15 protein-coding genes are annotated in these 15,241 nt (G+C 37.4%); all 15 read left to right on the top strand.

What is annotated here, in order from left to right; translation table 11 throughout:
• Positions 1 to 149: 149 nt before the first annotated feature.
• The 15 genes from KHA87_RS21125 (at position 150) to lysS (ending at position 14,755) form a co-directional block, all read left to right on the top strand.
• Entirely contained in the window at positions 150 to 887 is a 738-nt protein-coding gene (locus tag KHA87_RS21125; protein ID WP_213096117.1) for a vWA domain-containing protein, read from the top strand.
• Positions 856 to 1,836 (top strand): serine/threonine protein kinase, encoded by a 981-nt coding sequence (locus tag KHA87_RS21120; RefSeq protein WP_213096151.1) that lies wholly within the window; start codon positions 856 to 858, stop codon positions 1,834 to 1,836. Before KHA87_RS21125 ends, KHA87_RS21120 begins: the two co-directional genes overlap by 32 nt.
• A 198-nt stretch (positions 1,837 to 2,034) precedes the next feature.
• The gene (tilS, locus tag KHA87_RS21115; RefSeq protein ID WP_481748389.1) at positions 2,035 to 3,384 is read left to right on the top strand and encodes a tRNA lysidine(34) synthetase TilS; all 1,350 of its coding nucleotides are present in this window, start codon (positions 2,035 to 2,037) and stop codon (positions 3,382 to 3,384) included.
• The gene (hpt, locus tag KHA87_RS21110) at positions 3,384 to 3,929 is read left to right on the top strand and encodes a hypoxanthine phosphoribosyltransferase (protein ID WP_213096115.1); all 546 of its coding nucleotides are present in this window, start codon (positions 3,384 to 3,386) and stop codon (positions 3,927 to 3,929) included. The genes tilS and hpt overlap by 1 nt, the downstream gene beginning before the upstream one ends.
• A gap of 135 nt (positions 3,930 to 4,064) precedes the next feature.
• Positions 4,065 to 6,059 carry an ATP-dependent zinc metalloprotease FtsH gene (gene ftsH / locus KHA87_RS21105; RefSeq protein WP_213096114.1) on the top strand — a complete coding sequence of 665 codons (1,995 nt, stop codon included), beginning with the start codon at positions 4,065 to 4,067 and terminating at the stop codon, positions 6,057 to 6,059.
• A 380-nt stretch (positions 6,060 to 6,439) separates the two neighbouring features.
• A complete protein-coding gene (locus tag KHA87_RS21100; protein ID WP_213096113.1) occupies positions 6,440 to 7,210 on the top strand; it encodes a type III pantothenate kinase in 771 nt (256 codons plus the stop codon).
• Positions 7,211 to 7,228: 18 nt separating this feature from the next.
• Positions 7,229 to 8,107: an Hsp33 family molecular chaperone HslO gene (gene hslO, locus KHA87_RS21095; RefSeq protein WP_213096112.1), complete on the top strand. Its 879-nt coding sequence runs from the start codon at positions 7,229 to 7,231 to the stop codon at positions 8,105 to 8,107.
• Positions 8,108 to 8,119: 12 nt separating this feature from the next.
• Positions 8,120 to 9,007 (top strand): peptidylprolyl isomerase, encoded by an 888-nt coding sequence (locus tag KHA87_RS21090; RefSeq protein WP_213096111.1) that lies wholly within the window; start codon positions 8,120 to 8,122, stop codon positions 9,005 to 9,007.
• Between the two features lie 157 nt (positions 9,008 to 9,164).
• Complete coding sequence (cysK, locus tag KHA87_RS21085; protein WP_213096110.1) at positions 9,165 to 10,091, top strand: cysteine synthase A; 927 nt, start codon at positions 9,165 to 9,167, stop codon at positions 10,089 to 10,091.
• 121 nt (positions 10,092 to 10,212) lie between these two features.
• On the top strand, positions 10,213 to 11,046 hold the full coding sequence (gene folP / locus KHA87_RS21080) for a dihydropteroate synthase (protein WP_213096109.1): 834 nt from the start codon (positions 10,213 to 10,215) through the stop codon (positions 11,044 to 11,046).
• Positions 11,039 to 11,404, top strand: coding sequence for a dihydroneopterin aldolase (gene folB, locus KHA87_RS21075; protein WP_213096108.1), 366 nt, complete (start codon positions 11,039 to 11,041; stop codon positions 11,402 to 11,404). Before folP ends, folB begins: the two co-directional genes overlap by 8 nt.
• On the top strand, positions 11,401 to 11,928 hold the full coding sequence (gene folK, locus KHA87_RS21070; protein ID WP_213096107.1) for a 2-amino-4-hydroxy-6-hydroxymethyldihydropteridine diphosphokinase: 528 nt from the start codon (positions 11,401 to 11,403) through the stop codon (positions 11,926 to 11,928). The genes folB and folK overlap by 4 nt, the downstream gene beginning before the upstream one ends.
• On the top strand, positions 11,880 to 12,098 hold the full coding sequence (locus KHA87_RS21065) for a helix-turn-helix domain-containing protein (protein WP_213096106.1): 219 nt from the start codon (positions 11,880 to 11,882) through the stop codon (positions 12,096 to 12,098). The genes folK and KHA87_RS21065 overlap by 49 nt, the downstream gene beginning before the upstream one ends.
• An 18-nt stretch (positions 12,099 to 12,116) precedes the next feature.
• Positions 12,117 to 13,109 (top strand): tRNA dihydrouridine synthase DusB, encoded by a 993-nt coding sequence (gene dusB, locus KHA87_RS21060; RefSeq protein ID WP_213096105.1) that lies wholly within the window; start codon positions 12,117 to 12,119, stop codon positions 13,107 to 13,109.
• 158 nt (positions 13,110 to 13,267) lie between these two features.
• Positions 13,268 to 14,755 (top strand): lysine--tRNA ligase, encoded by a 1,488-nt coding sequence (gene lysS / locus KHA87_RS21055; protein ID WP_213096104.1) that lies wholly within the window; start codon positions 13,268 to 13,270, stop codon positions 14,753 to 14,755.
• The last annotated feature ends 486 nt before the right edge of the window (positions 14,756 to 15,241 follow it).

The following is a 15,241-nucleotide window of genomic DNA, read 5'->3' as shown; positions in this document are numbered from 1 at the left end:
ACAATTCGAATTTCCTAATAGACATTGCAAAGTAAACTAAAAAAATAGTAATCATTGAAAGTATAAAACCCCTTCAAATCGTCGAAGATGGTTAGTAACTATAGATTCTTTCACCTTTTGAAAGAAGGACTATTTGGAGGGGAAAAACTTTGAAAACAGGAACATTGAAGCAAATACTATTGATTACAGATGGTTGTTCAAATCAAGGAGATGATCCAGTTGCCATTGCTGCCTTGGCAAGAGAACAAGGAATTACGATTAATGTAATTGGAGTTATGGAAAATGATGTGATTGATGAAAAGGGTATGAAGGAAATTGAAGGAATCTCCATGTCGGGTGGGGGAGTAAGTCAAATTGTTTATGCCAAGAGCTTGTCGCAAACTGTTCAAATGGTAACTAGAAAAGCTATGACCCAAACTCTGCAAAGTGTTGTGAACCAAGAATTAAAACATATTTTAGGAAGAAATACCTCTATGGAGGAGCTTCCTCCTGACCAAAGGGGAGAGGTAATGGAGGTAGTAGACGAACTTGGTGAAACGGTAGACCTAGAGGTGTTGATTCTTGTCGATACGAGTGCCAGTATGAAGCACAAGCTTCCAACAGTGAAAGAAGCGTTGCTGGACCTATCATTGAGCTTAAATGCAAGAATGGGAAATAATCAATTTTCTGTTTTTGTATTTCCCGGGAAAAAGAAAGATGTCGAAAAATTGCTGGATTGGACACCTCGTTTGGAATCATTAGCCACGATATTTTCTAAATTAAGTGTAGGTGGTATTACTCCAACCGGCCCGGCTTTAAAAGAAGCGCTGGCATATTTCAATAAAAAACGTTCTTTAAGGGGATTTCTATCTCGTGATGATGAACAATACTTTGAAGAATCAATATAGGTTTCAATCAGGCACTGTTATAACCGGTAAATGGAATAAAAACCATTACACCTTAATTCGGGAGTTGGGATCCGGCGCAAATGGAGTTGTCTACTTAGCAGAAGGAAGACAAGGGTATATTGCATTAAAAATGAGTAATGATACTATGTCTATTACCTCAGAGGTAAATGTCCTTAAATCATTTTCAAAGGTCCAAGGGAGTACCCTCGGGCCTTCTTTGCTAGAAATAGATGATTGGGAAAAACAAGGAAAACGAGTTCCATTTTATGTTATGGAATATATCCATGGTCCTGATCTTTTAACATTTATTCAAAAGAAAGGTCATGCATGGACCGGTGTTTTAATGCTTCAACTTTTAAAAGATCTAGAAAGTCTGCATCGAGAAGGATGGGTGTTTGGAGATTTGAAACCCGAAAATCTAATTGTGACCGGTCCACCGACAAGAATACGCTGTATTGATGTAGGAGGAACTACTTTATTAGGAAGAGCTATTAAAGAGTATACAGAATTTTTTGATAGGGGTTATTGGCAGGCAGGTTCAAGAAAGGCAGAGCCAAGTTATGATTTATTTGCTGTAGCGATGGTAATGATCAATTTATATTATCCAAGACGGTTTTCTAAACAGGGTACTGGGCTTGGGCAGTTGAAAAAAGTCATAAGGGAAAAACCAGAATTAGCGAAATACCAGGATATTTTGTGTAAGGCTATTTCAAGTAAGTATAAATCTGCTATAGAAATGCGAGAGGATCTATTGAAAATATTGTCCAGTAGTGATGGAGATACGCAAAGAAATCATTACGTAAACCTAAGCACTTCCAAAACAAGAAAGCCGGTTTCAAGGGTGAAGAGAAGGAAATATAACAAAATTGCTGGTCTTTTAGAAACGATTATGATTATATTAGTCATTTCATTTTTGTATATACTATATGTATACGGTCATTTAATGTAAGGGAGTCAAACAATGTCTCCCTTTTCTGACGACCTTCAATTTAAAAAATAATGCTTAATTTTCGATGTGTATACAATTAAATGGTACTATATTTTTAATATTAGATATTTAAAGGAACGAATACATATGCTTTCATTTGAAGTAAAGGTAGCAGAATTTATAAAAAAACATGAACTGCTAAAAAAGGGAGACGCCCTTTTGATTGGAGTTTCAGGTGGACCAGACTCTTTAGCATTAGCCGATTTTTTATCCCGAAAGAAGGAATATTATTCTATTTCTATAACTGTTGCACATGTTGACCATATGCTGCGAGGAGAAGAGTCTTATAATGATTTGAAATTTGTACAAGAATTTTGCCGTGACCGTGGAATACATATTGCAACCGGGCAAATTAATATAAATGAATTAGCACATACAGAAGGAAAAGGAATAGAGGAAACTGCAAGAAAGTATCGATATCTATTCTTTGAAAAGACAATGGAAAAGTATAAGCTGAACAAGCTTGTCCTCGGTCATCATGGTGATGATCAAGTTGAAACCATTATGATGAGATTAACACGCGGGAGTTCAGGGAAGGGACGTGCAGGAATTCCACTTCGTAGAAAATTAGAATACGGAGAGCTTATTAGGCCGTTTCTTTGTATAACAAAAGAAGAAATAGAAGAATATTGTCATTTTTATGAACTAAGTCCTCGCAGGGACCCTAGTAATCAGTCAGAAGAATATACTAGAAATCGTTTTCGAAGGAGGGTGCTCCCATTCTTAAAAAAAGAAAATGGTCATGTGCATGAACATTTTCAACGATTCAGTGAGGAAATATTGGAAGATGAATCATTTTTGCAGGAATTAACAGTACGGGAAATGAATAAAGTATGGAATAAAACGGATGAAGAAATCTCCATTCATATTGGGTCCTTTTCAACAATGCCTTTGCCTTTACAAAGGAGAGGGATTCAACTAATATTAAACTATCTCTATAAAGAAAATCCTGGTACTTTTACAGCCGTTCATATGGAAGCGATTCTTAAATTATTGAAGAATCCCCATCAGCCTTCTGGAAAACTGCATTTACCATTAGGTTTAAAGGTAACCCGGTCTTATGAAACATGCCGTTTTTTATTTGAAAAGCAAGAAGAGAATGTTCCGTATGAATTCAGGATAAATGATGGTGATATCGTGAATCTCCCAAATGGATTCATGATTCATATGATCAAAGGGAAGCATCCGGAAAAGAATCAAGGGAATGATACGATTTGTATAGAAGTGAATGATATTGAACTTCCTCTTGTTGTTCGAACAAAACGGATTGGAGACCGAATGAAAGTAAAAGGATTAAATGGAACGAAAAAAGTGAAGGATATATTTATTGATAAAAAAGTTCCGATAGATGAACGGGAAAAATGGCCAATTGTAACAGACCGGAAAGGAAATATATTGTGGCTACCACAATTGAAAAAATCCTGTTACGACAAGCCACCTGTACCAAATAGGGTTTATTACATTTTAAAATACAGTAAACAATCATCTTCTAGGGGGCTGCCAAATTAATGAAAAAGGATATTGAAAAGGTATTAATATCAGAAGAAGAAATACAACATAAGACAAAAGAATTAGCTGCACAACTTACAAAAGAATACGAAGGACGTTTCCCATTAGCAATTGGTGTTTTAAAAGGTGCGACCTTGTTTATGGCTGACTTATTGAAGCAGGTTGATACTTACCTCGAAATGGACTTTATGGACGTATCAAGCTATGGGAAATCTACAGTATCATCAGGGGAAGTCAAGATTCTAAAGGATCTTGATACATCCGTTGAGGGGCGTGATATCCTTATTATTGAGGATATCATCGACAGTGGGCTGACTTTAAGTTATTTAGTTGAATTATTTCGTTACAGAAAAGCAAAATCCATTAAAATTGTAACATTGCTTGATAAACCAACCGGACGAAAGGCAAATATTGAAGCTGACTATGTTGGATTTATTGTTCCTGATGCCTTTGTAGTCGGATATGGTTTAGATTACGCTGAACGGTATCGAAACCTCCCATATATCGGGGTGTTAAAACCGGAAGTGTATACCAAGAATGAATAGGTTTACAATAGCTATATAAAGGAAATATTAATACGGTTTAGAAATGAGACTTTCCAAAAGTGTAAATTGTTGAAAAGTCAAGATTCTCTATGATACTATTTATTATAGTTTTCTGAACGTGGGAGGAGGTAAGGAATGAGTAGAATATTTAGAAATACCATTTTTTATGTATTATTATTCCTCGTTCTTATTGGTATCGTTAGTTACTTTAACAATAACAATGAGCCTACGAAGAATATATCATATGATCAATTTGTTTCTTCCTTAGAAAAGGGGGATGTCAAAAACTTCTCCATGCAGCCTGAGAGAGGCGTGTATGAAGTTAGAGGAGAGCTGAATAACAAAGAACAATTCCTTACATATGTAATGAATAGTCAAGCAGCGCTTGATCGCATCGATAAGGCAACTGCGAAAACAAAAGTGAATGTCATGATGGCAAAAGAAACCAGCGGTTGGGTATCCTTTTTCACTTCCATCATACCGTTTGTTATTATCTTTATTCTCTTCTTCTTCTTGCTAAACCAAGCTCAAGGCGGCGGTGGCCGTGTCATGAATTTTGGTAAAAGTAAAGCGAAACTGTACAATGATGATAAGAAAAAGGTACGTTTTCGTGATGTAGCTGGTGCAGATGAAGAAAAGCAAGAGCTTGTTGAAGTAGTCGAATTCTTAAAAGACCCTAGAAAATTTGCCGAGTTAGGCGCAAGAATTCCAAAAGGGGTACTGCTTGTCGGACCTCCTGGAACTGGTAAAACTCTTTTAGCTCGAGCAGTGGCTGGAGAAGCAGGTGTACCGTTTTTCTCCATAAGCGGTTCTGATTTCGTTGAAATGTTTGTCGGTGTTGGTGCTTCCCGTGTCCGTGATTTATTTGAAAATGCGAAGAAAAATGCACCATGTATTATTTTTATTGATGAGATTGATGCAGTTGGTCGTCAACGTGGTGCCGGTTTAGGTGGAGGACATGACGAACGTGAACAAACCTTGAACCAGTTACTGGTTGAAATGGACGGGTTTGGTGCTAACGAAGGAATTATTATCATTGCTGCAACAAACCGCCCAGACATTCTCGATCCAGCGTTATTACGTCCTGGTCGATTTGACAGACAGATTACAGTGGATCGTCCGGATGTTAATGGACGTGAAGCAGTACTGCGAGTTCATGCACGTAATAAGCCATTAGATCCAATGGTAGACTTGAAAGCAATTGCTGCCAGAACACCTGGGTTTTCAGGTGCAGACCTCGAAAACTTACTGAATGAAGCTGCTCTTGTTGCAGCTAGACAAGACAAGAAAAAAATCGATATGGAAGATGTAGATGAAGCTACAGACCGTGTAATTGCAGGTCCAGCTAAGAAAAGCCGTGTAATTTCTGAAAAGGAAAGAAATATCGTTGCTTACCATGAAGGTGGCCACACGGTTATCGGTTTAGTTTTAGATGAAGCGGAAATGGTTCATAAGGTTACGATTGTCCCTCGTGGTCAAGCAGGCGGTTATGCCGTGATGCTTCCAAAGGAAGACCGTTATTTTATGACGAAGCCCGAACTGCTTGATAAAATTACCGGGTTACTAGGCGGACGTGTCGCAGAAGAAATTACCTTTGGTGAAGTTTCAACAGGAGCTTCAAATGACTTCCAGCGAGCAACTAATATTGCTCGTAAAATGGTAACAGAATTTGGAATGAGTGATAAGCTAGGTCCATTACAATTTGGTCAAGCTCAAGGTGGTCAAGTATTTTTGGGCAGGGATTTGAATAATGAGCAAAACTATTCAGATGAAATTGCCTTTGAAATCGATCGGGAAATCCAAAGAATAATTAAAGAAAGCTATGAACGTGCGAAGAAAATTCTTACGGAAAACCGTGATAAGCTTGAACTTATTGCACAGACCTTACTAAAAGTAGAAACATTGGATGCGGAACAAATCCGTTCTTTATATGATCACGGAACATTACCTGATAGAAGTAGTTCCGTTTTATTAGAAAAAAAATCGGATACAGAATCTGATTCTTTAAAAGTAAATTTCCAAAAGAAACCTGAGGAGATTACGGAGAAAAAGGACGAAGTTGCAAAACCTGAAAAATTTGGACCAACCAAAACAAATAATCAGGATAACCCTGAAGAACCAAAAGAATAAAGGCGAATATACAAGGGGACATCGAATTCCTAGTGAACCGATGTCCCTTTTGCTTTCTTTATAAATGATTCCATTTCTAAATGTTTTTCAGTATAATCGTTTTTACGAAAGGTTGTTTCGTTTAGATTGTTAAAATCCAAAAGCTGATTTTAACTTGTTGCATTTTGCGAATTATACCAAATCCAAATTAGACGTGGTTCCGGGACATATTTTTATAAAAGTGTTTTTCTTCTTATCATATATGAATGATATAAAGCTTTTGTCTACTAATATTAACGAAGTTTATGGATAGAGCATTACGAAACAAAACCGTTCCAAATTTTTGATCGAAATATGGTATGATGTTGGCATGCAATGATACTAATTAAAGTGGTGATAGGATGTTATTTGTTTTAGATGTCGGAAATACAAATATTGTTTTAGGAATATATGATGACGAAAAACTTAAGCATCATTGGAGAGTGGAAACAGATCGCTTTAAATCTGAGGATGAATATGCAATGATTATTAATTCCTTATTTCAACATGTGGGAATTCATTTTAAGGATATCAATGGTGTTATTATTTCTTCCGTTGTTCCTCCTATTAATTATGCTTTAGAACGTATGTGCAATAAATATTTTAATGTGAAGCCATTAATTGTGGGTCCTGGTGTGAAGACAGGATTGGATATTAAATATGATAATCCTCGCGAGGTGGGAGCGGATCGCATAGTTAATGCAGTGGCTGGTATACATGAATATGGCAGTCCTCTCATTATAGTTGATTTTGGTACAGCAACAACCTACTGTTATATTAATGAGGATGGCCAATATTTGGGAGGTGCTATTGCACCTGGAATTGGCATATCTGCGGAAGCGTTATATTCTAGAGCTTCTAAATTACCTCGTATTGAAATTACACGCCCAGAGGGAATTGTAGGGAAAAACACGGTTGCAGCAATGCAGGCGGGCATTGTATATGGATATGTTGGACAGGTAGAGGGTATTGTTAAGAGGATGAAAGCAAACAGTAAGAAAGAGCCAATTGTTATTGCAACAGGGGGACACTCCAGTTTAATAGCAAGTGAATCAAAATTAATCGATATTGTGGATCCTTTTTTAACATTGAAAGGATTAAGCCTGATCTATAAAAGGAATACAAGCGAATAAAAAGGAGGCAGCAGAAGATTGAGTGATTATTTAGTTAAAGCTTTAGCTTTTAATGGGCAGGTCCGTGCATACGCGGTAAAAAGCACAGAAACTGTAGGTGAAGCACAACGCCGCCATTATACATGGCCAACGGCTTCAGCAGCACTAGGACGTGCAATGACAGCAGGTGTAATGATGGGAACCATGTTAAAAGGTGAAGAGAAGATAACAGTGAAAATAGAGGGTCATGGCCCTATTGGTGTGATAATTGTTGATAGTAATGCGAAAGGTGATGTTCGGGGATTTGTAACAAATCCACAAACACATTTTGATTTAAATGAACACGGGAAACTGGATGTACGACGTGCAGTTGGGACAGAGGGCACCTTAACAGTGGTAAAGGATCTAGGGTTGCGAGAACATTTTTCTGGACAAGTCCCCATTGTATCCGGTGAATTAGGAGATGACTTTACCTATTATTTTGCCAGATCTGAACAGGTTCCTTCCTCCGTCGGTGTAGGTGTGCTCGTGAATCCTGACAATAGTATTTTAGCGGCCGGTGGCTTTATTATCCAACTTTTGCCAGGTACTGGAGAAGAGGTTATTGATGAAATTGAAAAAAGTATTCAAGCAAGCCCGCCCATTTCAAAACTTATTCAGCAGGGATTAAATCCGGAGGAAATATTAACCAGAATACTCGGGGAAGGCAACGTAAAAATTTTAGAAAGAATGCCTATCCAATTCAAGTGCAACTGTTCGAAAGAAAGATTTGCAGCAGCTATTATCAGTTTAGGAAAAACAGAAATAGAAGAAATGATACATGAGGATGGACAAGCGGAGACGCATTGTCATTTCTGTAATTCGAAATATGTGTTTTCAAAGGAAGAGCTAGAAGAATTAGTAAAAGAAGCGAAATAAGGAGAGAGGGGCTTGGGGAAAAAGCAGCTTTTGTACATTATTGTAGGGTTAATCTTACTTAATATTTGTACCATCTTCTTATATATCTATAAGAACAATGAGAACAAATCAGTTTTGGCAAATAGTAATTTAAATGAAGTAGTTGCTACTATCGGTAATGAGAAGATTACGAGGCAGGAATGGCTTTTGGCAATGGAGCAGCAGAACGGAAAAGATGTTCTAAGAAATCTTATTGATGAAAAACTAATTAGTAAAATGGCCAAAAAATATGGAATATCTGTAAGTGAAGATGAAATGAATCAGGAAATGATGCTCGTGAAAACACTACGAGATCCTGATGATCAATCATTAGATGATGACCAATTAAAGAAAAATATTAAAGCGAATTTACTTTTCGATAAATTGATCACAAAAGATGTAAAGGTAACAGAAGCACAGTTGAAAAAGTATTATGATGATAATCAATATTACTATCAAATTCCAACCTCCTACAAAATTTCACTCATTGAAGTAAAAACAAGGGAAGATGCGCGACAAATAATTCAAGCTTTAAAAAGTGGATCCAGTTTTGATGCTTTAGCGATGGAGGCTTCTATTGATCCGGATACGAGTCCGCAAGGAGGGAATATTGGCTATATTTCTAAGGATTCGAAGGAATATTCGAAGGAATTTTTGAATATTATTGAAAATCTTAAGATAGACCAATATAGTAATCCGATCCCATTTAAAGAACATTTTGCAGTAGTACAATTAACCGATAGGATTAATGGTAAAGTTTATTCCTTTAAAGAAGTAAAAGACCAAATTAAACGGCAGGTTGCTTTAAATTCAATAGAAAATTCCATAACACCGGAATCATTTTGGAAAGAAAATCATGTAAAATGGTTTTATGGGAAATAATAGAGGCACAAGTTTTATGCTTGTGTCTTTTTATTGCTCTTTTTTAAAAAAATATAGAAAATATATGTCGAAGCATTTTCGTTGACATTAGTTTTAGCAAGTGATAATTTGAATTTATTAAACCAATAAAAATACTCGGAATTTGAGGTGGATGATCTTGGCTCGTATAGTAAATTCTGTAACAGATTTAATTGGTGAAACACCTATTGTAAAGTTAAATCGTACAGGCGGAGAAAATGATGCAGAAATATTTCTTAAGTTGGAATATATGAACCCTGGCAGCAGTGTAAAGGACAGAATCGCATTAGCTATGATTGAGGCAGCAGAAAAGGCTGGGGAGCTTAAAGCCGGTGATACTATAGTTGAACCAACCAGTGGAAATACCGGAATAGGCTTAGCGATGGTTGCCGCAGCAAAGGGATATAATGCTGTTCTGGTGATGCCTGATACGATGAGCTTAGAGCGTAGAAACCTTCTTCGTGCGTATGGAGCGCAGCTTGTATTGACACCTGGATCAGAAGGGATGAGAGGTGCCGTTAGCAAAGCGGAGGAACTGGTAAAAGAAAATGGATACTTCATGCCCCAACAATTCCAGAATAAGGCGAATCCTGAAGTCCATCGTCTTACAACAGGCAAGGAAATTGTGGACCAAATGGGAGACCAGCTTGATGCATTTGTTGCTGGAATTGGTACAGGAGGTACGATTAGCGGCGCAGGAAAAGTATTAAAAGAAACGTATTCAAATATTAAAATATTTGCAGTAGAGCCTGCGGATTCTCCAATTTTAGCGGGAGGAAAACCTGGTCCTCACAAAATCCAAGGGCTGGGAGCAAATTTTATTCCTGATACTTTAGACCGTGAGATTTTTGATAAAATTATTCATGTTAATACGGAAGAAGCGTTTGAGGCATCTAGAAAAGTTGCTAAACTGGAAGGGATTCTAAGCGGAATTTCCGGTGGTGCAGCAATTTATGCCGCACTACAGGTTGCGAAGGAATTAGGAAAAGGCAAAAAGGTACTAGCGATTGTTCCGGATAATGGAGAACGTTATTTAAGTACTGCTCTATATCAGTTTGAGGAATAAACAATAAAGCAGCCGGTTTATCTGGTTGCTTTTTTGTATGCGAAAAAATGGATTTTGGTTGTGGAGTAATGTAGAAAAGGTATAGACTATATGTATGTTTGGTGTGAAAGGAGTTTCAAGAATGGATCATGTAATTCAATGCGGACCATACCGCTTAGATTTCCAGCATAAGACGATGATCATGGGAATATTGAACGTGACACCTGATTCCTTTTCTGACGGAGGGAAATTTATTGACAGCGAAAAAGCATTGCTGCACGCTAAAGAAATGGTAAGTGACGGAGCAGATATTATAGATATTGGTGGGGAATCTACTCGCCCAGGACATGACCCCGTTAGTGCAGAAGAGGAAATAATGAGAATTGTACCTATTATTGAAACTTTAGTTAAGGAGCTAGAGATTCCTGTTTCTGTTGATACATACAAAGCGAAAACAGCAAAAAAAGCACTAGAAGCTGGTGCACACATCATTAATGATGTGTGGGGGGCGAAGAAGGACCCAGAAATTGCGAACGTAGCTGCTGAGCATGATGTTCCAATTATTTTGATGCATAACAGAGAGAACAGGAATTATACGAATTTCATTCGTGATGTGTTAAGTGATATTTACGAAAGTATATCCATTGCCAAAAAAGCTGGTGTTAAGGATGAAAATATTATTTTAGACCCGGGAATTGGATTCGCTAAAGATGTAAAGGAAAATATTGAAATGATGAAAAATCTGGACAAGTTGGTTGGTCTGGGATACCCCGTTCTATTAGCGACATCTAGAAAATCGATGATTGGCCAAATATTAAATCTGCCTGTAGAAGAGCGAATGGGAGGAACGGGTGCTACCATTTGCTATGGAATAGAAAAGGGATGCCATCTAGTTAGGGTGCATGATGTCAAAGAAATGAGCAGGATGGCTAGAATGATGGATGTGCTTGTAGGTAAAGGAGAGTATCATGGATAAAATCTATTTAAATGAACTAGAATTTTACGGATACCACGGGGTATTACCTGAGGAAAATAGATTGGGACAACGTTTTCGTGTTTCTTTAGTGCTCGAACTAGATTTAGCAAAAGCGGGAAAAAGCGATGATTTAAATGATACTGTAAGTTATGCAGAAATATATGAGCTCTGCAAAAACATTATGGAGGGGAAACCCTACAAATTGTTGGAAGCTGCAGCCGATAAAATAGCATATTCCATCTTGGAACAATTTCGCATGATTGACCAAGTAACTGTTAAAGTAATAAAGCCGGATCCGCCAATTCCCGGACATTATCAATCTGTAGCGGTGGAAATAACAAGGAGATTAACGAGATGACAAATATTGCTTATCTGTCGTTGGGCTCTAATCTTGGTGACCGAGCGGACTATTTGAAGAATGCCTTAAAAGAGCTTTCGAATCATCCGGAAATAGATTTATTAAAGATGTCTTCGATATATGAAACGGAACCGGTAGGATATACAGAGCAAGGTAATTTTTTGAATATCGTTGTGAAGATTGCAACGACCTTTTCCGCAGAACAACTACTGGATGTCTGCCAACATACCGAGAAGGAGTTGGGGAGAATTAGGGATATACGATGGGGACCTAGGACGGTAGACCTTGACATTTTGCTGTTTAATAACGACAATATAAAATCAGAGAAACTAATAATCCCTCATCCAAGGATGCATGAAAGAGCATTTGTCCTGATACCACTAATGGAGATCGAACCATCCATTCAGTTACCGACTTGGAAAGCCCCTTTAAATGAAATTCTAAACGGAATACCTGATAAAGAAGGAGTTCGCTTATGGAAACAGATAAATGGGGAAGACGCATTCGCGCTTTTCGAAAATTAAAAGGATATACGCAAGAAGAATTAGCAAGGAATTTGAAGATTTCTGTATCAATATTAGGAGAAATTGAAAGAGGCAGCCGTCTGCCAACGGAAAGCTTTCTTAAGGAAGTGGCGACCTTACTTGAGATAAAAGTAGATGAGCTTACCCCTCCGGAGGATTTAAACGAATAATTTAAGGAGGTAGACTATGTGCTAAAAATAGGAAATATCGAAATGAAAAATCGAGTTGTTTTAGCACCAATGGCTGGCATTTGTAATTCTGCTTTCCGCTTAACGGTAAAAGAGTTTGGTGCCGGGCTAGTTTGTGCTGAAATGATAAGTGATAAAGGAATTGTGCTTAAAAATGAAAAGACAATGAACCTTTTATATATAGATGAACGTGAAAAGCCCTTAAGTCTGCAAATTTTTGGCGGAGAAAAGGAAACTCTAGTAGAGGCGGCCAAATTTGTAGATAAAAATACAAATGCAGATATTATTGATATTAATATGGGCTGTCCAGTAAACAAAATTATCAAATGTGAAGCAGGGGCGAAGTGGCTGCTTGATCCTAATAAAATTTATGAAATGGTATCAGCTGTGGTAGATGTGGTCGATAAACCAGTAACAGTAAAAATGAGAACAGGCTGGGATGAAGATCATATATATGCTGTGCAAAATGCTCAAGCCGTTGAGCGTGCAGGCGGAGCAGCAGTTTCTTTACACGGCAGAACTAGAGTACAGATGTACGAAGGGGAAGCTAACTGGGATATCATACGGGAAGTGAAGCAATCCGTAGGAATTCCTGTCATTGGAAACGGAGATGTGGAAACACCCCAGGACGCTAAGCGTATGCTTGAAGAAACAGGTGTAGATGGTGTTATGATAGGGCGTGCTGCATTAGGAAATCCTTGGATGATTTACAGCACAGTAAAATATCTAGAAACTGGTGAATTATCGGGAGAACCATCTATACGTGAGAAAATCGACGTTTGTTTACTTCATTTGGACCGCCTAATTGCGCTTAAGAATGAATATATTGCAGTACGTGAAATGAGAAAACATGCTGCTTGGTATTTAAAAGGAATTAAGGGCAATGCTAAAGTAAGAAATGCGGTAAATAGCAGTAATACACGTGCGGAGTTAGTAGAGACTTTAACGAATTTCGTACAAGAAATGGAATCAAATGAAATTAAAGTTGGTTAAACGATGAAGAAACTGCCGGTTATTCTGGCAGTTTCTTCACTAATAATGAAAAAACTATACATAATAGATGTCTGAAAACTTAAGATTGTGTACAATAATAAGGTATATTTATTAAGCAGATATTATAGGGTACGAAATAATAGATTGGAGTGTTAATCGTGAGTAATGAGGAATTAAATGATCAAGTGCTCGTAAGACGAGAAAAAATGCAAGCTATTCGTGAGAATGGGATTGATCCGTTCGGAAAACGTTTTGATAGAACACATAACACTGAGCAAATTAAAGAACTTTATGAAGAGCTCTCAAAAGAAGAATTAGATGAGAAAAACGTTGAAGTCACTATTGCTGGCCGTATCATGACAAAGCGTGGTAAAGGGAAAGCTGGTTTCGCTCACATTCAGGATCTACAAGGTCAAATTCAAGTATATGTTCGTAAAGATGCTGTAGGTGATGAGAGTTATGATCTATTTGATTCACTAGATCTTGGTGATATTATCGGAGTGACGGGTACGGTCTTCAAAACAAAGGTTGGAGAGCTTTCTATAAAAGTTGGAAGCTTTGTTTTATTAACAAAATCTTTACGTCCTTTACCAGATAAGTTTCATGGATTAAAGGATATTGAACAGCGTTATCGTCAACGTTATTTAGATTTAATTATGAGCGATGAGAGCAAAAAAACATTCATTACCCGCAGTTTGATTATTCAATCAATGCGCAGATATTTGGACAACCATGGATATTTAGAGGTAGAAACACCAATGATGCATGCTATTGCTGGTGGAGCATCTGCCCGTCCGTTTATTACTCATCATAATGCATTAGATATCCCTCTCTATATGCGAATTGCAATTGAACTGCATTTAAAAAGACTTATTGTCGGTGGCTTAGAAAAGGTATATGAAATAGGACGTGTATTCCGAAATGAAGGAGTTTCAACTAGACATAATCCGGAATTTACAATGATTGAATTATATGAGGCTTACGCTGATTATAAAGATATTATGAGTCTTACAGAAAACCTGATTGCCCATATTGCAAAAGAGGTTCTAGGAAGTGCAACTGTTCAATATGGTGAATATGAGGTTAATCTTGAGCCTGAGTGGCGTCGTCTACATATGGTTGACGCTGTAAAGGAAGTAACTGGTGTTGACTTCTGGAAAGAAATGTCCGTAGAAGAAGCTCGCAGTTTAGCGAAGGAACATGGGATAGAGATAACAGAGCATATGGAATTTGGCCATATCGTAAATGAGTTTTTTGAGCAAAAAGTTGAAGAAACGCTTATTCAGCCAACTTTTATTTATGGACACCCTGTGGAAATTTCTCCTCTTGCAAAGAAAAATGATGAAGATCCACGTTTTACTGACCGTTTTGAATTATTTATTGTTGGCCGTGAACACGCAAATGCCTTTACAGAATTAAATGATCCAATCGATCAGCGTCAACGTTTCGAGAATCAATTAAAAGAACGTGAACAGGGAAATGACGAGGCACATATGATGGATGAGGATTTTGTGGAAGCTTTAGAATATGGTATGCCACCAACAGGGGGATTAGGTATTGGGGTAGACCGTTTGGTTATGTTATTAACAAACTCAGCATCAATTAGAGATGTATTATTGTTCCCATTAATGAAAAATAGAGATTAAATTATATTTAAAAAGCTCCTTGTTTATAAGGAGCTTTTTATATTTAGTGTTATAAAGCCGAGAGGTGATAAGTTATACACTAAATATATTATTCTAAAATATTAATATGTGAAATAAAGTTTTAAAAAACTATTGCATCTTCAAAAGAATGGTGGTATATTTATATTCGTTGTCCGGTAAGGAACAACAAAACGAAGAGCAAGAAATGAAACAAAAAAGATGTTGACAACAACATCAAAATATTGTAGAATAGAAAAGTCGCTGATAAACAGTGATTGATGTTGATCTTTGAAAACTAAACAGAACAAAACGTCAATGTTTTAAATTTTTATGAGCTATATCAAACACTTTTTTGGAGAGTTTGATCCTGGCTCAGGACGAACGCTGGCGGCGTGCCTAATACATGCAAGTCGAGCGAATCAGATGGGAGCTTGCTCCCTGATGATTAGCGGCGGACGGGTGAGTAACACGTGGGTAACCTGCCTG

Origin of the sequence: Bacillus sp. FJAT-49736 (assembly GCF_018343615.1) — a bacterium.
GTDB lineage: Bacteria > Bacillota > Bacilli > Bacillales > Bacillaceae_C > Margalitia.
This window is presented reverse-complemented; position numbering and strand designations above follow the sequence as displayed.